Source organism: Capnocytophaga canis, from assembly GCF_000827555.1.
Taxonomy (GTDB): domain Bacteria; phylum Bacteroidota; class Bacteroidia; order Flavobacteriales; family Flavobacteriaceae; genus Capnocytophaga; species Capnocytophaga canis.
In genome coordinates, this window is sequence record NZ_CDOI01000024.1 from 1 (window position 1) to 17,969 (window position 17,969).

Here is a 17,969-nt window from a genome sequence, read left to right on the forward strand (position 1 = left end):
GGGGGGGGGGAATATATTTTTAAAATTTATATCTTTTCGCATCCGAATAGAAACTATTGTGCCAGGATACTCCTGGTCATCAGGATTAAATTTATTAATTCTTATGCTGAAGGCTCGTTCTATCTTGGTATTGATAATTTCTATCATTGCAGCAATATTATTCAGACCTGTACCTCTTCGTTCAAATTCATAGAATTTTTTAGAATGTTCCATCCCTACCCCATTGTCTGAAATCGTGATATAGTAGAAAAAATCATCTTGAGTAAAATCAATCTCTAACAAAAATGGAGCTACTTTTCGATGTCGAACACCATGAAGAAGTGCATTTTCTACCACCATTTGGAGCGTCCCAATGGGCAGACGATAATCCAAGGGAACTACTTCTACATGAGAAACTGTAATCTGTAATTCTTTAACATACAACTCTTTGTATATATCAATAGTATTGAGTGCTAATTTCCATTCTTGAGCGAATGAAATACAAGGTTGATTCTCTTTTGAAAATAAGTGAATAATGTTAATATTTTCGCCTATGCGGCTAATAATTCGCTCGGCGTGAGGCTTGTCGTACAAAGACGCTCCTAAACTGTTGAGAACGTTCAACATGAAATGAGGACGAAATTGTTTACCAAGGCTAAGCATATTCAACTGAGTTATTTCCTTTTGTTGACGTTCCATTCTTTGTTGGATTCTAACCTGTTTAATTACAATCAACGTTGGGAACAAAAGTAATAAGAACCAAAACCACCACTGTTGCCAGATGAATTTAGTAATCGTGATGGGATATTCATGCACCGAATAGCTACCGTCTTGCTGACAAATTAATACTTGAAAAATATATTGTCCAGGAGATAGATTCTGAAAATTATAGTTTTTTTGTATAGCTATATCTTCTATTTTAGGAGTTTCGCCCTTCTTAACCAAGTGTGAACGCATATACCGAGGCATATTGTCCTTTCCTTGGTAGGTAACTTGAATTTCGAAGGAAGTTTTTGACGGAGAAATCTTTAATGCTTCATCCGTTTTTAAATCTATTACAGATTCTCCTTCATGAAGCTGCACACGTGGGGTTACATGAAAAGTAGGTAATTTCAACCATTTTTCGATATCCCATTGGTAAAGCATATCGCTTGTAGCAAACCACAGCGATTGATCTCTGAAATCGGTCAATACGGTATTTTGCTCAGTTATACTTTCTATTTTACATTCCATTGGATTTAGATACCGAACTAAAACTTTCCGATCCTTATGCCAAGTAGCTATGTTGAACAAAAGTACCTTATCTTTAGCTCCCAATACCAACCAATCATTCCACTGATGGATGAAAGTAATCATCTTTCCTTTTACTAACAGAGGGTGCTCAATCCGTACGAAACTTTCAAATCTAAAATCATCTTTATGCTTTCCATTCCAGTAGAAAAGTTCCCCCTGAGAGGTTCCAAACCACAAGGTATCATAAGTATCTTTGAGCATCGCTATAGAACCAAATGGAATGTCTTTTTCCTTAGCATAAAGCGAAATAGCTTGGTTTTTATCTTCTTGAAAAACAGCTAATTGACCTCCAGCACCTGTCCAAATATTCCCGAATTTGTCCTCGGCAACCGTGAGGCACGATTGGAGTTTCATCCCTTTATCTTTACCTACGAACTTCCATTTAACAGATTTGTTTTCAAGGTCTTTCAAAGGTTTATACATCAACCCGTAATTAAAAGTCCCTGTGAAAAACATACCTTTACTACTCACAAAACTGAAATATCCACCAACAGTATCATTCAAAATAGTATATTTGTTTTCATTCTCGTAAAGGAACGTTTGTGCAGGGTCATCAACATAGACCAGCATTTTGTTTCCGACCGACATGGCTCCAGGCAAAATACGTTTTCTTTGTTTGGACTGTACTATTTTACGATCGTCAATAACAGAAAAATTATTCCCATATGACCCGACCCAAATCTTACCATCTGGAGATTGTGTGATACTGTGAATGGATTCGGAATTGTCTCCATCAAAAATACGAGGATATTTCTTGATATACGGAAAAAGCCTCCCCAAATGCTGTGGAGTCGACACATAGAAACTGTGACTTTCAGGTGAATAAGCGTTCTTATAACGCAACTTTATATCCGAGCTGACAGCCATAAGCTGTGGTGGAGTTTGTGATAAATCATAAATGCGATACGCCTCTTTCTTTTGCTCTCCATAAAACCTATTTCTTAAATCATGGTCGGACATAATTCCTTCAAAAACAGGAGTTGAAACCCCATCTTTGTAGTGATACAAAATAGTATTAGAATTTTCAAAATAAAAATCATCAGGTGAAATAATATAACCTATCGCCGAAGTAATAAATGGGTAAGTTTTTACCAATTTAAAATTGTCAATAACATCATAAAGAAACGTCTTCCCTTCCTCAGAAACTATAAAATAAATGGTTTTATCATTAGATATTAAACGATTTAGGTTATTAAATTCGGTTTTTATATTTTTAAACTGTTTATTTTCAATATCATAAACGTACAACCTTATTTTATTTCGTTGAGTTATATGAATGACAGTGAAATAGATATGTTTTTCATGCTCGACTACGTGGCTAATAAGAAAATCCTCTTCAACATCAAAAGGAAGTCGCTCAATTTTTTCACCACGTTGGCTGTAAATTGATTTTTCAAAGAAAAAATAGGTCACACTATCTTTTTCGATTATACCTGAATATTCGTAGTTTCCATCAAACTTATCACTGATTGTACTAACCGTATTACTTTCCAATCGCTTCAATTTCTTGCCATAAGGGGCTAAATATACGCTTCCTTCTGAGTTTATGTGTATAGGTCTAACAGCATTAACGAAATCGTCACCAAAGTTATATTTATTGTAAATGAAAGTATTAGACTCATATATAGGCAATTCTTGTCCATGGATATAACACATCCCAACGAGCAAAGCGCATATTTTAATAAAGGTTTTCATTTAAACAATTTTTGGTTTACATCTTTCTTTTCTAGAGAGAAGTATACAAAGTCACAAAAGTAAGGATATTAAGAATTATGTAGGGATAAACTCCGTGATGCTGAATGAAGAAACTCAATCAATCGGATTTGATTCGTTTCGTTCCTTAGTTTTTTTAATTTCCTCGACATCGTTCTCTTCAGGAGTTTTAAATGCTTCAATGGGTTTAGGAGCTATTTTCTGTGCCTCCTCACTAAAAATTTCATTCTGATGGCTGATGCGTTCTTTACCTCGCCAAATGAATTCTTTAAAAAGTACTTCTTCTTTGGATAATTTTTCTTCAGGGTACAAATTTCCGATAGGTTGTGTGATAAATACCACTTGTGCAATCTGTTGATTTTCATCCAATCTCAACTTTATGTGGCTACAGGTAAGTTTATTGATACCGACCAATTCATTTTTTTCGGTGTAGACGTACTGAATAGATTCCGTATTTTGAATGAAGTCAATTTGTTTTAATCTATTTTTCTTAAATTTCCCATATAAAACCCTACCTTTCACTTGGTTATATCCATCACCTAAACTATCTTTTTCTACTACCAAGGCATTGTTAAACACCTTGAGGGAGTCCATTTGTTGAGTTCTTTTATCAGCAATCAGATGTATGTTCTCTCCTGTTATTTGACTTTCTCCTGTCCAAGCTACTGGATTTCCAATGAGCTGTGTAAGCCCGTTTTCTTCATTCGAATGAATGGAATCACATTTGGCTTGTAGGTCAGTTTTGTAGATTCGTGCGTCGTGAAATACCCGTATGTTTCGCTTACCTTCCTTGCCTGTAACCAGTATCTTTTTTCCATGCATATACATCGAATCCCTTTCTACCAAAGTGATTATCAATGGTTTTTTAGTAATAAACATAGAATCTTTTGCCTTATGAACCTCCCCATAATGCCCCTTAACTGTAGTTTTATTAAGGCTATCCAAAATAATTATGTTGTTAGTTGCGGAAGCAAATTGTCGTTTTTTATCGAAATAAAGACTATCTCCTTTGATTGTTTTTAGGTCATAATCAATTTTAGCATTCTGCTTGAAGTACCCCTCCTCACGGCGAGTGTCATAAAACCCTTTTTCGCTATATGTTTTATAATCCTTTCCTACAATAGTGGTAGCTCCGTAAAAGTACGCATTTCCCGTGTTATGAAAATAGTCCAAGACCTGAGAATCTACCGTAAAATCCTTATTTACAATCTTCACAGCATTAGTAAACTGATTTTTTTTAGTTTCTATGAAATATTTACCAACCTTGCTCGTTAGCTCGTTTTCAATGTCAGTAATTTTACCAAAGTTGTTGTAGTAAGCCACTTGAGCATTCCTGTCGAGGAATAGCTCTTCAGTTTCTAAAGTCATTGTTTCATTTTTCAGCACCACCTCTTCCTTAGCAACTGCAGTTTTTAGGTTTCCGTTGTAAGAAATATATTTGCTGTTCATTTGCAAAGTATCACCTTGTTGCAAAAGTACATCTCCATAAGCAATAACCTCATTTCGAGCTTCATAAAGCACTGCCAAATCACACCAAACATCCAACCCTTGATGATGAAATTGCACTCGCTTACCGTCGGATTTAAAGATTGTAGCTCCTGGATATTTCACATGGTCAATGGTGAACTCCCCTCCATAAACAATCTCAATACGCCTTTTTTTTCCTTCTTCTTGTTGAGCAAAAAGACTGAAAGTTGTTACTAAAAAACTGACTATTAAACAGATATACTTTATCATTTGCAAATAATATTTTCTTTGAGTCGGTCACCCCCCGACAACTTTTCCTAACGTAGATTTGGTTATTGTACTTCCACAGAAGAACTAAAAAATATTTTATTAAAATCTGACCTGCACCGACAGACCAAATTGAGGTTGTGCAGTAAATTCATTGATCTCTATAAACGGTTCAAAGCTCAATTTCTCATCAACATTGAACTGTTTTAGATGTGCATCCACATTAGCATCGACAATATTCAGTGCATATAACCCAATGGTTATCAACAAGGAAAGTTCTTGATTTCGACGATAAAACTGTTGAGCTCTTCGCAATCCATCAGTACTCAATCTTGGCTGTCCATCGGGACGATTACCATAAAATTCATCATCCGTAAACCCCGCGGCACGTCGTTTGTAGGCAGCTTGATAGCGGTTAAATTCGCGTGTGTTAGCGATATAAAAATAAATAGGTGTGCCGATAGCCACATAGACTATCGGCATTTTCCAGTAACTTTTATTGTAGGCTTGTCCTAACCCAGGAAGTATAGCTGCATAAAAAGCTGCTCTTGCTGGTGAAAGAGGATCCGTATTCCACGTAACCTGCCTCACTTCCTTTTTATCCTCGACAGTACTAATTTTCAGTGTATCAGATAAATTGGTTTGCTGAGCCTTGGCTACATATCCTCCCAAAAATAATAGTATCAAAAAAAATCTATTCATTCCCTATTTAATAACCGTTGAATTCGTCTGAAATCCTCTTCCGAACTGAATGGAATGATCAACGTTCCTTTACCGTTTTTGGCTACTTTTACGCTTACTTTTGTACCAAAGAAGCGATCGAACGTATCCATACTTTCAAGTACATAACTAGGAATAGTTCCTTTGTTGTTTTCTATCTGAGGTTTAGGTATTTCTATTCCAACGATGTTATTTTCTGTGGTATTTATTTCTGGATTTTGCAATTTACGTACCAAATCCTCTGTTTCTCGAACTGATAAATTATCGGAGATAATACGTTGATATATCTCAGCTTGGACTTCAGGATTTTCAATGGTAATAATGGCTCTTCCATGTCCCATTGAAATAAACCCATCGCGAATACCTGTTTGAATGATAGGAGCTAACTTCAACAATCTTAAATAGTTAGTAATTGTCGAGCGTTTTTTCCCTACTCGTTTACTCATTTGGTCTTGCGTTAGGTTGATTTCTTCAATCAAACGTTGATAAGACAATGCTATCTCGATAGGATCCAAATCCTGACGCTGTATGTTTTCGACCAGTGCCATGGTAAGAGATTCATTGTCGTCAGCAATACGAACATAAGCTGGAATGGTTTGCAATCCTGCTAACTTTGATGCTCTGAAACGACGCTCTCCCGACACAAGTTGGAATTTATTTACGCCAATCTTACGTACTGTAATAGGCTGAATAACACCCAACTCCTCAATAGAAGAAGCTAGTCCTTGCAATTCTTCCTCATTGAAAGATGTACGTGGTTGAAACGGATTTACCTCAATACTATCTAACTCCAACTCAATGATGTTCCCCACCACTTTCTCAGCGTTCTTATCAGCGATTGAATTAATGTCATTTTCAGGACTATTGCCGAAAATAGCAGAAACTCCTCTCCCTAACGCTTGTTTTTTAAATGCTTTTGCCATTAACGTTGTCTATGCTTTATTTTTTTCGATGATTTCTTGTGCTAAATTCAAATGGTTGGTAGCTCCTTTACTTCCTGCGTCATAGTTGATAATAGTTTCTCCGAAACTTGGTGCCTCACTCAAACGAACGTTACGTTGAATAATCGTTTTGAAAACCATATCGCTAAAGTGCTTCTGAACTTCTTCCACTACTTGATTTGACAAACGTAAACGTGCATCATACATAGTTAACAACAAGCCTTCAATGTCCAAACTTGGATTGAACACTTTTTGAACACTTTTGATAGTGTTCAACAGTTTTCCTAGTCCTTCCAAAGCGAAATACTCACACTGAATAGGAACTATTACGGAATTTGCTGCCGTTAGCGCATTTAGGGTAATCAATCCTAATGAGGGTGCACAGTCTATCAAAATATAATCGTACTGGTCTCTGATAGGCTCTAACGCTTTTTTGAGCATATACTCACGTTGCTCTTTGTCGACCAACTCAATTTCAATCGCCACTAAATCAATGTGAGCAGCAATCAAATCCAAATTCGGTGATTCAGTTTTGATGATCATATCTTTAGCAGGAATCGTATGCTCTAATAATTCATAGGTTCCGTGTTCAACAGATTCTACATCCACCCCCAATCCTGAAGTTGCATTCGCCTGAGGATCAGCGTCAATCAACAATACTTTTTTCTCGAGTACGCCCAATGAAGCTGCTAAATTTACGGAAGTTGTGGTTTTTCCAACGCCTCCCTTTTGGTTTGCAATAGCGATTATTTTGCCCATAATTATTTTTTTATGCTATATTTACCTTATTTAATTTCAATTTTCTGAGTATTTAAACGAACTTTGAGCCATTTTTCTAAAGCTTCAAGCTCCTTTTTCTTCGTACTTTCATCAACATCTTTTTCCCATTCAAAACGAAACACTGGGATAGTATCCGTTTTTTTAAAGTTACTACGCAATTCATTAGCAAACGAAACTGAAGCTATCAAATCACTTTTAGCAGCAATCTCCTTACTAATTTGATCAAATTTCGAGGCTTCACGCATATATTTGTTTAAAGACTCTAATTTGCTTTGCAATAGTTTTATTTCTCCTTGACTTGAAGCAAGTTGTTCTTTATTGGTATTGTAAAGTTCTGCTATGTAACCACTTTGATCTTTATTTTCACTATCACTCAAAATTCGTAACTGCGTGTTTTGTAGATAGCTATAACCGTTCTTTTGATTCTCCCAAAGAACTCTAACCTCAGGTGATATGCTTACATCTCCAAAAAAAACTAACTCAATATACGGATTTCCATCATTATAATTTGCCTTTGAGAAATCTTTAAGAAAATAGCCTTTTTCACCAAAATCGTAGACTTCTATGCTATTTTTGATGAAACGATTGGCATCTATCTCAAATTTTGATTCTTTCCATACTCCATAAAACGTATATCCTGCAGGAATCATCATCAATGTGGAAACAAAATACGCCATCTGCGAAATACGTTTTCTTTTGGATGAATTGGCATAGACTACCATTGGAATTTTGATAATACGAAGTATCAAAAATGTAGCCAAAGCAATAAAAAACGTATTAATTAAGAACAAATACAACGCTCCTGAAGCTAATTTAAAATCCCCGATTGACAAAAAATAACCTACCGTACAAAGCGGTGGCATCAAGGCTGTAGCAATGGCAACCCCAAAAATAACGCTTGCCATGGTTCCTTTTTTGGCTCTCGCAATCACAAGTGCCAAACCACCAAAGAAGGCTATCAACACATCGCGTATGTCAGGTGCAGTACGTGCTAAAAGTTCAGACGAGGTATTGCTTAATGGAAAAATGTAGAAGAATGTAAAAGCAGAAACCACACTCAAAACTACCATCACTCCAAAGTTTTTCAAAGCTCTTTTCAATAAGTCGACATCGTTCATAGCCAACGCTAATGCCATCCCCAAGATAGGTCCCATCAATGGGGAAATAAGCATCGCACCGATGATAACCGCCGTTGAATTTGCATTTAATCCTAACGACGCAATAATAATGGCACAAATCAAAATCCACGAAGTATGTCCTTTCAGCGAAATATCGGCCTTAATACTTTCTATAGTAGCCTCTTTATCAGTCTGCTCGTGAATGTTCATCAAATCTGCCAAAAAATCTTTTATCTGAACAAAAATACTTTTTGGACTCTCTTTAAGCGTATGTTCGTTATTTTGGTTATTTTCCATCATTTAAAATTTAGATGTATGAAACTTTTCTGTTTTTAAAACAACCCTGGTATGTTTGGCAATCCTTGCTTTGCAACAGCTGCCAACTCGGTTTCGTTAATTTGGGTAGCTTTTTCAATGGCTTTGTTCAGCGTAAGTACCAAATAATCCTCCAATTGCTCTCTGTCCTCTAAAAGACTATCGCTAATTTCCAACGATTTAATCTCCCTGTTAGCGGTAATCGTCACTTTAATACTTCCGTCGGACGAGGTCTCGTCAATCAGTACGTGATTTAATCGTTGTTTTGTTTCTTCTATTTTTTGCTGGGTTTCTTTAAGTTTGCCCATCATCCCCATAAGGTCTCCAAACATAGTTCTTATTATTATTTTTTATGTGGACAAAAGTAAGAATTTTTTTTGAAGTAGCAAGTTTAGAGATTTGTTAAAAAAGCCACCGCTAAAGTTAAGTTCTATTTTCCTTTTCGGAAGTATATTGTACGTTATTTTTAATAGCTAAATTGATAATTATATGTAGGTTAAGTAAGTTTTTGAAGTCCTGAACAAGTCAAAATCAATTATTAATCAACAAAGTACGACCTACTATGTAATAGACCTTCCTTTGAAGAAAATTAACGTAAAGGTTGATATCTATTTTTTTAGGATTTCCTCTGTAAATCTAAGATTTTCCAAAAGGTAGCTTCTTCGGTTTTATCAATGAAGACAGTTTCGATGGGGAGATAAAAAATATCCGACAAGCGACTTTCTAAACGTACATAATCCTTTTCTGTGGTAAGTACACGAGGGGATTGTTTGAGTTTTTCGATTTCGGTTTCTGAAAAATGATGATGATCAGCAAAATTCAAATGCTCAAAAGTTGCTCCACATTTATTCAAAAAATTGAGAAGAGGAATGGGATTTGCAATGCCCGTTACCAAGAGAAAAGGTAATTTAATAAATTCTTCTAAATAAACAGATTGATTAGCTGAAATCACTTTTTCTCCATAAGCAATGGTTGCAAAAACCACAGATTGATGTTCTTTCTGGCGTATCTGCGTAGCAATTTTTTTTCGCTCCTGCTGACTGATATGGGGTGAGCATTTAGTAACTACAATGACGTCCGCCTGTTGTACTCGTGAAACAACATCTCGCAAGTTTCCAGTAGGTAAAAGCCAATCATCGGTAAATAAATTTCCATAGGCCGTCAAAACCACATTGATTTTCGCTTCTACTTTGCGATGTTGAAAAGCATCATCAAGCAGGATTACTTCGGGAGGCTGTGGTAAAGCCAACAGATGGGATATTCCTGAAGCTCTGTCTGCATTTACCACCAAACTAATTTTAGGATATTTTTTCCAAAATTGAAATGGCTCATCCCCTAAATCGTACACGGTAGAAGTAGTATCAGCCATGACTAATCCCTTTGTTTTCCTCTTGTAACCTCTACTAACTACTCCTATCTTATAGTTTTCCTGTAGATTGCGGATTAAATATTCAACCATAGGCGTTTTTCCTGTACCTCCAACACTGACATTTCCAACACAAATGGTCGGTATTTCAAATTGTACACTCTTCAGAACACGTTTATCGTATGCCAGATGGCGTACCCGCACAACGATGCCGTACAACACTGCAAACGGAAAAAGCATATACCGCAATAACTGTATCATTTTTTAATATCAAAATAAACTTGGAAAGCACAAAAGTACGCAATTCTTAGAAATTATTAGGCATTGAAAAAAAAATGATTGTCCGTTTTTTTCTCGTAGAACAGTTACAAATCCTTCTTAAGATAATGTACATAGCTTTAATAACTGAGCAATTTACAGATAATAAAAAAACAAAAACTTGTAATAAAAGAACTAATACAGTATTTGAATCCAACAAGTTATTGGTAATGAAACATATCATTAAACAATTATTCTGAAAATTGCCACCCGACTTGTCCATTTCAATTTATTCCGTACCTTTGCCTCCTTATGAGTCGAAAAAACAAAAATATCATATTCGAAAACGTTGAAGTAATTGATGCAGGGGCTAAAGGAAAAAGCGTGGCAAAAGCTCCTGATGGACGCGTTATATTCTTGTCGGATGCTATTCCTGGAGATGTTGTTGATGTACAAACCACCAAGAAAAGAACTGCTTATTTTGAGGGATTTGTTATCAAGTTTCATAAAAAATCGGACAAACGCACTGAGCCGGTCTGTTCGCATTTTGGTTATTGTGGTGGATGCAAATGGCAGAATATGAGCTATCAATATCAACTATTCTACAAACAAAAGGAGGTAGAAAACAATCTGAAACGTTTAGGACGCATTGAAATTCCTGAAATGCAACCTATTTTAGGGGTTGAAAATCCGTATTTTTACCGTAATAAAATGGAATTCTCTTTTTCTGACACTCGTTGGCTGACCCCTGAAGAAATCAAAAAAGTGGAAACGATTGACAATCGCAACGGATTAGGATTTCATATCTCGGGTGCATGGGACAAAATTTTGGATATTGACACATGTTACCTGCAAGAAGACCCTTCCAATGACATCAGACTAAAAATAAAACAGTTTGCTATTGAAAACGAGATGCCTTTTTACAGCCCTCGTCAGCAAACAGGTTTTCTGCGTTCAATGATGATTCGCATTACTTCGATTGGGGAAATTATGCTCGTTATTCAGTTTTTCGAAGAAAACAGGAAAATGCGAGAGCAATTGTTAGACTTCATAATTGAAAGTTTCCCACAAATCACCTCCTTGCAGTATATCATTAACGGAAAGCAAAACGATTCAATTTATGACCAAGAGGTGATATGCTATAAAGGTCGTGATTGCATCTACGAAGAAATGGAAGGATTGCGATTCAAAATCAATGCTAAATCGTTTTATCAGACCAATTCGAAACAGGCATATAACCTCTACAAAGTAGCACGTGATTTTGCGGAATTGAAAGGTAATGAATTGGTGTATGATTTGTACACTGGTACGGGGACCATTGCTTTGTTTGTTGCCCAAAAAGCAAAAAAAGTGATTGGTGTTGAAGCTGTTCCAGAAGCGATTGCCGACGCTAAAGATAATGCTAAAAACAACAATATTAGCAATGTTTCATTTTTTGTGGGAGATATGAAAAATGTTTTTAACGAAGCATTTATAGCGGAAAATGGCACACCCGATGTTATTATCACCGATCCACCACGTGATGGAATGCACAAAGATGTTGTTACTCAAATTTTAAGCATTGCACCTCCAAAAGTGGTGTATGTAAGTTGCAATAGTGCAACCCAAGCTCGTGATTTAGCTCTAATGGATGCAATGTACAAAGTAACTAAAGTACAAGCAGTGGATATGTTCCCTCAAACGCATCATGTTGAAAATGTCGTTCTATTGGAAAAAAGAATATAGTTTATAATTCACATACTTTTGGAGATTCGTGATTAAACCTTTATGAAAAAAAATAAAATAAGAGTATTCAGCCTATTTTACCTTGCACAAAAGTTTTCGGTTATTTAATCCAATCATTAACCCGATTAGCATCCAAGCGAAGAAATATAAACAAAAGAATAGTAAATGCCCATAACCCTGAACCTCCATAGCTAAAAAAAGGTAATGGAATACCTATGGTAGGTATCAATCCAATCACCATACCTATATTTATACAGTAATGCATGAACAAAATTGATGCCACACAATAACCATAAATTCGGCTAAATTTGGAGCGTTGTCGTTCCGCTAAAATAATCAAGCGAAGAAGCAAAAAAGTAAAAATTACAATCACTGTGAGCGTACCTACCAGTCCCCATTCCTCGCCCAAAGTGGTAAAGATATAATCCGTATGTTGCTCTGGCACAAAACTCCCCTTAGTACGAGTACCTTCTAAAAAACCTTTTCCAAAGATTCCTCCTGAAGTAATTGCCGATTCGGACATGTAGGTATTATAGCCAAAGTCACGACGCATCTCACTGATTTTCTGAGGGTCTTGCTCCATACGTAACCATAAACTCAACCTGTTTCGGTGGTGCTGTTTCAAAACCGAATCAAATACAATCGATGTGGAAAACGATGTGAGCAAACAAACCGACAAAAGGATAAATATATTCTGAAAAGGAATTCTATTGGTTCTTCTTTTATACCAAAATCCGTAGAAACCAATCATCAATAAGCAGATGATTACAGCGAAAAGCACACCAAATTTCAAAGTTATAATAAAAACTATGGCTACCAACACCATGTAGAACAACAAAGCAACGTGCATACCTTCACGGAACAGCACAAATGTTAAGGAAAAAAAAACCAGTAAACTCCCTACATCAGGTTGCAGAAGAATTAAAATAGCGGGTAATGCCAGAATAAGTATTGCCTTAAAAAGATCTTTAAAATTCTGTATGTTAGTATGAATATCACTCAAAAACTTTGAGAAAAACAATGCTGTGGCTACTTTAGCAAACTCACTGGGCTGCACAGTGATAGACCCAATAGCATACCACGATAAAGCTCCGTTGGTTTTCTTTCCTAAAACAAATAGTCCCGCTAATAAAGCTAATGAAATAAGATAAAATACAAAAGAAAAATTTTCGTAAAATTTTGAATCTATTGCCAGAATAAAAACAATAAGCAATAGTCCAAGCCCAATAAAAAGCGTTTGTTTTCCGTAAAATTGATCAAGGTCAAAAATAGAAGTTACCTCAGCCTCATTATAAGTAGTTGAAAAAATAGCTATCCAACCAATACTAACCAATAATATATAACAAAAAACGGATAACCAATCTAAATTTTTTATAAGGCTTTGTTTCATAAAATCTAATTTGAAAGTTGTTTTGTTTTTCTAAATAATAGATTTGCGTTTTTATCGGACATACATTGAATCTGTGTCTGGTTTTATCCTATTTTTACACAAAGTAATCCGCTATATAATTGAAAAACATAAATCCACTCAGTATTTTCATCATTACCCCTTATTTGGATTCCATATGAATACCACGATACAGTTTCGCAAAAAAATAGAAGAATATGACCTTGATTGAAATATGAACAATATTTTCTAAAATTACCTTTATAACGATGAGGTTCCGACTACATATCCGAATGGAATGTAATTGAAACCTCAAATTTTTAACTCTTTATATAATTACTTTTTTTTGAAAAAATAGTACAAAGCATAGTTCAGAATAAGACCAAACCAACGACTTTTTGGTTTGAAAAAGCTCCCTCCTACGTTTGAAAAAGCACTAGCCATCAAATTCTTAGGAGCTAAGCTATCCGTAAAATTTGAAGTACTGTTCTTCAACTGCAACCAGTCAATTTCTTTTTTGAGTCTCAAGATTTTTAAATCACTTTCAATTTCCTCAAAAGATTGATAAATTCTATTTCTCCTCATCCTCTTCTCCCGCTTTAAAGTACACCTCTGAAAGAGTCTTCAATAAAGGTCTTTCAATCATTTTCTTTCTGAAAAGATAGGCTATACACATTACTAAACAATAAAAAAGTGCCATAACAACAAATCCTAAGGCAATGTTGCCAATCCAAATTCCTATGGCATAGGCAAACGCGAAAGAGAGTGAAAACAATACCAATAGGCTTATCATACCCAATACCAAAATGGATAATAGCCCATAAGAAGTCTTCGCTATAAACCTGAAAACAAATAGTTTATAGTAAGAAACATTTGTTTCTAACGCTTCATTTCCTCTATCGGGGAGTTCTTTAAAAGCCTCTTTTATGTTATTCATCAACATATTTTATTTTTGCAACTTAGCGTTTGCCTCTTTCAAAGCTGCTAATTTTTTTTCTAAAAAAGTAATTACATCCTCGGCCTTATAGCTTGATTTAGACAATACTCTGTCCATATTTTCCTCCAAAGACCCTTTAATTTCCGTAGTTTTTGATTTCACTTCACGTGTTAAATTATCTATTTTTTCCTTTAACATATGCGTGGTATCATCTACCGAATCTTTAATTTTTTTACGAGTATTTTTTCCTTTGTCTGGTGCAAAAAGAATTCCTACTCCCGCTCCAATAGCTACTCCTGTAACTAACGCTAATAACACATTTCCTGTTTTTGCCATAATAATTTAATTTTAAAGGTTTAACATTCTGTTTTTTGTGGCTTATAGCCAAATAATTGTTTCTCTTTGATGATTTCAGAAACCCCTCCTGGTAACAACTCCTCCCAATTGGTTTCGCCTCTCTCAATCATCGATAAAATTTCTCGAGAGAATATGTTGAGATGTGCCTCATCATATCCCTCAATATCCACCACCTTTCCGTTGAATTTGAAAAACTTGTACAATTCTTTCATACGTGGATGCACACGCAAATTCTCACTGGTGATGATTTGACCTGTTTCTGGGTCTTTCATCGGAAACAAATATATTTTAATATCACGATAAAACAATTTTCCAAATGCTTCTAAAATACCTCCACTCAAATGTCGGTAATATTTTTCATCGAAAATCGCAATCAAATTATTCACTCCCATCGCCAACCCCATTCGCATACGAGTGTAATTTGAAAAATATTCTACCACTCGATAATACTCTTTAAAATTAGAAATCAATACTTTTTGACCTAAGGAACACAACAATTTGGCTCTGTCCATAAAATCTTGCTCATCAATTTCTCCTTCTGCTATCAAATTCGACAGCGTAATTTCAAAAATTACCTCAGTACGGGACGGATTGACTTTATTTTCCGCCAAAAACATCTCCAAAGATTTTTGATACATATCCATATTGACCTTAGTCACAGGTCGGAAACTCCCTCGCAGAGTCAAGACATTTTTTTTGTAAAGATGCTCCGCAGGAAGAATATTATTCCCATCAGGGCCAAACATAACCGCTTCAGTCATCCCATTTCTAATAAGTTGTAAACTCATCAATCGATTGTCCACATCCTCAAAATCAGGCCCTGAAAAATTTATCATATCAATTTCTATCAAATCCTTATCAATATGGTCATATAAATATTTCAATATTTTTTTAGGTTTTGATGTTTTATAGAAAGCTCCATAAATGAGATTCACTCCCAAAATTCCTAATGTTTCTTGCTGAGCTCTGGCTTCAGTCTGATGAAAACGTACGTGCAAAATAATTTCGTTATACGCTCCGTGAGGTTTAGTTTGGAAACGCAACCCAACCCAACCATGTCCTTTATAACGCTTGGAAAAATCGATAGTTGCAACAGTATTGGCGTAGGAAAAAAATACCTTATTAGGGTGATTATTTCTGGTCAAACGCGTTTCGATGAGTTTAATCTCATAATCCAGCATTTTTTTTAGTCGGCTTTCGGTTACGTAACGTCCATCCTCTTCCACTCCGTACACCGCATCACTCACCTCTTTGTCATAAGCACTCATGGCTTTGGCGATAGTCCCCGAAGCAGCTCCTGCTCTAAAAAAATGACGTACCGTTTCTTGACCTGCTCCAATTTCAGCAAAAGTTCCGTAAATATTTTCATTCAAATTAATACGCAACGCCTTAGCTAAAGTGGAAGGCACATCTTCAATGGCTATATCCTTATCTCCTTGAATTATGACGCTCATTTTTTTATGTTTTTACTTTATGATGTATGCTAATAAAACCTGCCCAACAGTTAGGACTATCTTTAAATCGCTTTCTATTAAAATTTTGTTAATATTTTTTTTAATGCAGTACAGCCTTGATAATGACTCTACAAACTAAAGTTAATTTAACTATACAAAAAACTTTGATTTCTTTACATAAAATACGGCTGACATCTTCTTTAAAATAAAGGATTAGCCTCATTTAAAAAGTTATTTGTACAAAAATAGGAAATTCTATTGAAAATTCCTATTTTTGTCGTAAATTTTTTCACATTGAGAGTAATTTTTTTAGGAACAGGCACATCACAAGGGATTCCCGTAATAGGAAGTAATCATCCCGTAGGATTAAGTAAAAACCACAAAGACAGTCGATTACGAACTTCTGCTCTTATCTCTTGGGACAACATAAATCTGTTAATTGACTGTGGCCCTGATTTTCGGCAACAAATGCTCACACACAAGATAAACCATCTGGAAGCAATTCTGTTCACACACGAACATGCCGACCACACCGCAGGACTTGACGACATCCGCCCTTTTGTGTATCAACAGGGTGACATGCCAATATATGCCCTACCGCGTGTAATTTCTGAGTTGCGACAACGTTTTAACTATATTTTTTCCACCGAAAATCGGTATGCAGGAGCTCCATCAGTAGCTGTCAATGAGGTAAACAATGAGTCATTTGAGTTTTATGGAAAAACTATTCAGCCAATTCATGTGATGCATGGTGATTTACCAATTTTAGGCTATAGAATTGAAAATATCGCTTATATTACGGATGCTAAAAAAATAATAAACAACGAATTAGACAAACTTCACGGACTGGATCTTTTGGTGCTAAATTGCCTACGTGAGGAGATTCACCCCACACATTTAAACTTGGATGAAGCTTTGGAAATTATCCGTATTGTACAACCAAAAAAGACCTATTTCACCCATATCAGTCAAACATTTGGATTTCATGACGAGGTGTCTAAAAAACTACCAGAAAACGTTTTTTTGGCCTATGACAATCTGATTTTAAACAATATATAAGTATTTAAAATCTAAAAAATCCGTCGGGAGTAGCACAGTAATCCAAAGGAATATCAGTTGAGAAAACCCCTTCAATTTTTAATTCAGGGAGAAAAAATGATAGACCTACCTTTAAAGTAGTTACAGGACAGTTTGATAAAAATCGGTCATAAAATCCACCTCCATACCCGACCCTATTCCCTTTTTGATCGTAAGCCAGTAACGGAACAAATACCACATCTATTTGGGCAGGCTGCACTTCAATACCATTACATGGCTCTGTAATTCCTAAATGGTTTTGCTTCAAAATAGTTTGTTCCGTTAGTAAAATATGCTTTAATAAACCTACATCTCCATCCATTTTAGGCAATATAATGTTTTTATCTTTTCCATGGAGAATATGCAAGATATATTCTGTGTTGATTTCAAACAATCTGGTTATCGGAAGAAAAATATGGTAATTTTCCCTATGCCAAATAGGCATTTTCAATAATTGATTGGCTATTTGTAAACTTTTTTGCTCACGCTCTTCTTCTGAAAGACCTGCTCGAAGTTGTTTGTAATAATTCCTTAACTCTTTTTTGTCCATAAAACATGTTTTTGGAATTAGCAAATATACAAAAAAAGCAAATAATTTCATTAATTAGTTAAAAATAGGACATTAAAGACACGAAAATTATGAACCTTTAATTCGTTTACTCGAACCTTTTTTGAATTTGAAAGTTAGTAAAAAAACATTAAGTTTCCGTAAATTAAATTTTAAACCACATAGAGACATAGTGTTAATTCTATGTCTCTATGTGGTTTAAATATAATAGCTCTAAAAATATTATTTGATGTGTTTAACCTACAAA

General features: G+C 35.3%; 16 protein-coding genes. 2 read left to right on the plus strand and 14 right to left on the minus strand.

Annotated features, from left to right (window positions below; all coding sequences use genetic code 11):
* The 8 genes from CCAND38_RS01300 to lpxK form a co-directional block, all read right to left on the minus strand.
* Positions 1 to 2,967 (minus strand): two-component regulator propeller domain-containing protein (locus CCAND38_RS01300; protein ID WP_156129744.1); only part of this gene is annotated, 2,967 nt, incomplete at its 3' end.
* Positions 2,968 to 3,081: 114 nt separating this feature from the next.
* Positions 3,082 to 4,722, minus strand: a complete 1,641-nt coding sequence (locus CCAND38_RS01305) for an OstA-like protein (protein ID WP_042343184.1) — start codon at positions 4,720 to 4,722, stop codon at positions 3,082 to 3,084.
* A gap of 99 nt (positions 4,723 to 4,821) precedes the next feature.
* Positions 4,822 to 5,421, minus strand: coding sequence for a DUF5683 domain-containing protein (locus CCAND38_RS01310; protein WP_042010013.1), 600 nt, complete (start codon positions 5,419 to 5,421; stop codon positions 4,822 to 4,824).
* Positions 5,418 to 6,362, minus strand: a complete 945-nt coding sequence (locus CCAND38_RS01315) for a ParB/RepB/Spo0J family partition protein (RefSeq protein ID WP_042343185.1) — start codon at positions 6,360 to 6,362, stop codon at positions 5,418 to 5,420. Before CCAND38_RS01315 ends, CCAND38_RS01310 begins: the two co-directional genes overlap by 4 nt.
* Before the next feature lie 9 nt (positions 6,363 to 6,371).
* Positions 6,372 to 7,139, minus strand: coding sequence for a ParA family protein (locus CCAND38_RS01320; RefSeq protein ID WP_042010018.1), 768 nt, complete (start codon positions 7,137 to 7,139; stop codon positions 6,372 to 6,374).
* A gap of 26 nt (positions 7,140 to 7,165) precedes the next feature.
* The gene (locus tag CCAND38_RS01325; protein WP_042343212.1) at positions 7,166 to 8,575 is read right to left on the minus strand and encodes a DUF389 domain-containing protein; all 1,410 of its coding nucleotides are present in this window, start codon (positions 8,573 to 8,575) and stop codon (positions 7,166 to 7,168) included.
* Between the two features lie 35 nt (positions 8,576 to 8,610).
* The gene (locus CCAND38_RS01330) at positions 8,611 to 8,925 is read right to left on the minus strand and encodes a YbaB/EbfC family nucleoid-associated protein (RefSeq protein WP_042010021.1); all 315 of its coding nucleotides are present in this window, start codon (positions 8,923 to 8,925) and stop codon (positions 8,611 to 8,613) included.
* 284 nt (positions 8,926 to 9,209) lie between these two features.
* Positions 9,210 to 10,220, minus strand: a complete 1,011-nt coding sequence (lpxK, locus tag CCAND38_RS01335; protein WP_042343187.1) for a tetraacyldisaccharide 4'-kinase — start codon at positions 10,218 to 10,220, stop codon at positions 9,210 to 9,212.
* Between the two features lie 309 nt (positions 10,221 to 10,529).
* Here lpxK and rlmD point away from each other — a divergent pair, with 309 nt between their 5' ends.
* Positions 10,530 to 11,942, plus strand: coding sequence for a 23S rRNA (uracil(1939)-C(5))-methyltransferase RlmD (rlmD, locus tag CCAND38_RS01345; protein WP_042343192.1), 1,413 nt, complete (start codon positions 10,530 to 10,532; stop codon positions 11,940 to 11,942).
* Positions 11,943 to 12,042: 100 nt separating this feature from the next.
* Here rlmD and rodA read toward each other — a convergent pair whose 3' ends face one another.
* The 5 genes from rodA to CCAND38_RS01370 form a co-directional block, all read right to left on the minus strand.
* The gene (gene rodA / locus CCAND38_RS01350; protein WP_042343195.1) at positions 12,043 to 13,332 is read right to left on the minus strand and encodes a rod shape-determining protein RodA; all 1,290 of its coding nucleotides are present in this window, start codon (positions 13,330 to 13,332) and stop codon (positions 12,043 to 12,045) included.
* A 333-nt stretch (positions 13,333 to 13,665) separates the two neighbouring features.
* Positions 13,666 to 13,914 carry a DUF6327 family protein gene (locus CCAND38_RS01355; RefSeq protein WP_042010031.1) on the minus strand — a complete coding sequence of 83 codons (249 nt, stop codon included), beginning with the start codon at positions 13,912 to 13,914 and terminating at the stop codon, positions 13,666 to 13,668.
* Positions 13,901 to 14,266: a hypothetical protein gene (locus CCAND38_RS01360; protein ID WP_212895848.1), complete on the minus strand. Its 366-nt coding sequence runs from the start codon at positions 14,264 to 14,266 to the stop codon at positions 13,901 to 13,903. The genes CCAND38_RS01355 and CCAND38_RS01360 overlap by 14 nt, the downstream gene beginning before the upstream one ends.
* Before the next feature lie 9 nt (positions 14,267 to 14,275).
* On the minus strand, positions 14,276 to 14,602 hold the full coding sequence (locus tag CCAND38_RS01365) for a YtxH domain-containing protein (RefSeq protein WP_042010036.1): 327 nt from the start codon (positions 14,600 to 14,602) through the stop codon (positions 14,276 to 14,278).
* Between the two features lie 20 nt (positions 14,603 to 14,622).
* A complete protein-coding gene (locus CCAND38_RS01370) occupies positions 14,623 to 16,077 on the minus strand; it encodes a nicotinate-nucleotide adenylyltransferase (protein WP_042010038.1) in 1,455 nt (484 codons plus the stop codon).
* Between the two features lie 294 nt (positions 16,078 to 16,371).
* Here CCAND38_RS01370 and CCAND38_RS01375 point away from each other — a divergent pair, with 294 nt between their 5' ends.
* Entirely contained in the window at positions 16,372 to 17,136 is a 765-nt protein-coding gene (locus CCAND38_RS01375; protein ID WP_042010068.1) for an MBL fold metallo-hydrolase, read from the plus strand.
* 4 nt (positions 17,137 to 17,140) lie between these two features.
* On the opposite strand, the gene CCAND38_RS01380 is transcribed toward CCAND38_RS01375, so the two are convergent.
* Positions 17,141 to 17,704 carry a 5-formyltetrahydrofolate cyclo-ligase gene (locus tag CCAND38_RS01380; RefSeq protein ID WP_042343213.1) on the minus strand — a complete coding sequence of 188 codons (564 nt, stop codon included), beginning with the start codon at positions 17,702 to 17,704 and terminating at the stop codon, positions 17,141 to 17,143.
* Positions 17,705 to 17,969: the final 265 nt, after the last annotated feature.

What these genes read in the sequence shown, in the direction of transcription:
- CCAND38_RS01305 (WP_042343184.1), bottom strand. Translation starts at nt 4,722, where the DNA reads ATGATAAAGTATATCTGTTTAATAGTCAGTTTTTTAGTAACAACTTTC.
- CCAND38_RS01310 (WP_042010013.1), bottom strand. Translation starts at nt 5,421, where the DNA reads ATGAATAGATTTTTTTTGATACTATTATTTTTGGGAGGATATGTAGCC.
- CCAND38_RS01315 (WP_042343185.1), bottom strand. Translation starts at nt 6,362, where the DNA reads ATGGCAAAAGCATTTAAAAAACAAGCGTTAGGGAGAGGAGTTTCTGCT.
- CCAND38_RS01320 (WP_042010018.1), bottom strand. Translation starts at nt 7,139, where the DNA reads ATGGGCAAAATAATCGCTATTGCAAACCAAAAGGGAGGCGTTGGAAAA.
- CCAND38_RS01325 (WP_042343212.1), bottom strand. Translation starts at nt 8,575, where the DNA reads ATGGAAAATAACCAAAATAACGAACATACGCTTAAAGAGAGTCCAAAA.
- CCAND38_RS01330 (WP_042010021.1), bottom strand. Translation starts at nt 8,925, where the DNA reads ATGTTTGGAGACCTTATGGGGATGATGGGCAAACTTAAAGAAACCCAG.
- lpxK (WP_042343187.1), bottom strand. Translation starts at nt 10,220, where the DNA reads ATGATACAGTTATTGCGGTATATGCTTTTTCCGTTTGCAGTGTTGTAC.
- rlmD (WP_042343192.1), top strand. Translation starts at nt 10,530, where the DNA reads ATGAGTCGAAAAAACAAAAATATCATATTCGAAAACGTTGAAGTAATT.
- rodA (WP_042343195.1), bottom strand. Translation starts at nt 13,332, where the DNA reads ATGAAACAAAGCCTTATAAAAAATTTAGATTGGTTATCCGTTTTTTGT.
- CCAND38_RS01355 (WP_042010031.1), bottom strand. Translation starts at nt 13,914, where the DNA reads ATGAGGAGAAATAGAATTTATCAATCTTTTGAGGAAATTGAAAGTGAT.
- CCAND38_RS01360 (WP_212895848.1), bottom strand. Translation starts at nt 14,266, where the DNA reads ATGAATAACATAAAAGAGGCTTTTAAAGAACTCCCCGATAGAGGAAAT.
- CCAND38_RS01365 (WP_042010036.1), bottom strand. Translation starts at nt 14,602, where the DNA reads ATGGCAAAAACAGGAAATGTGTTATTAGCGTTAGTTACAGGAGTAGCT.
- CCAND38_RS01370 (WP_042010038.1), bottom strand. Translation starts at nt 16,077, where the DNA reads ATGAGCGTCATAATTCAAGGAGATAAGGATATAGCCATTGAAGATGTG.
- CCAND38_RS01380 (WP_042343213.1), bottom strand. Translation starts at nt 17,704, where the DNA reads ATGGACAAAAAAGAGTTAAGGAATTATTACAAACAACTTCGAGCAGGT.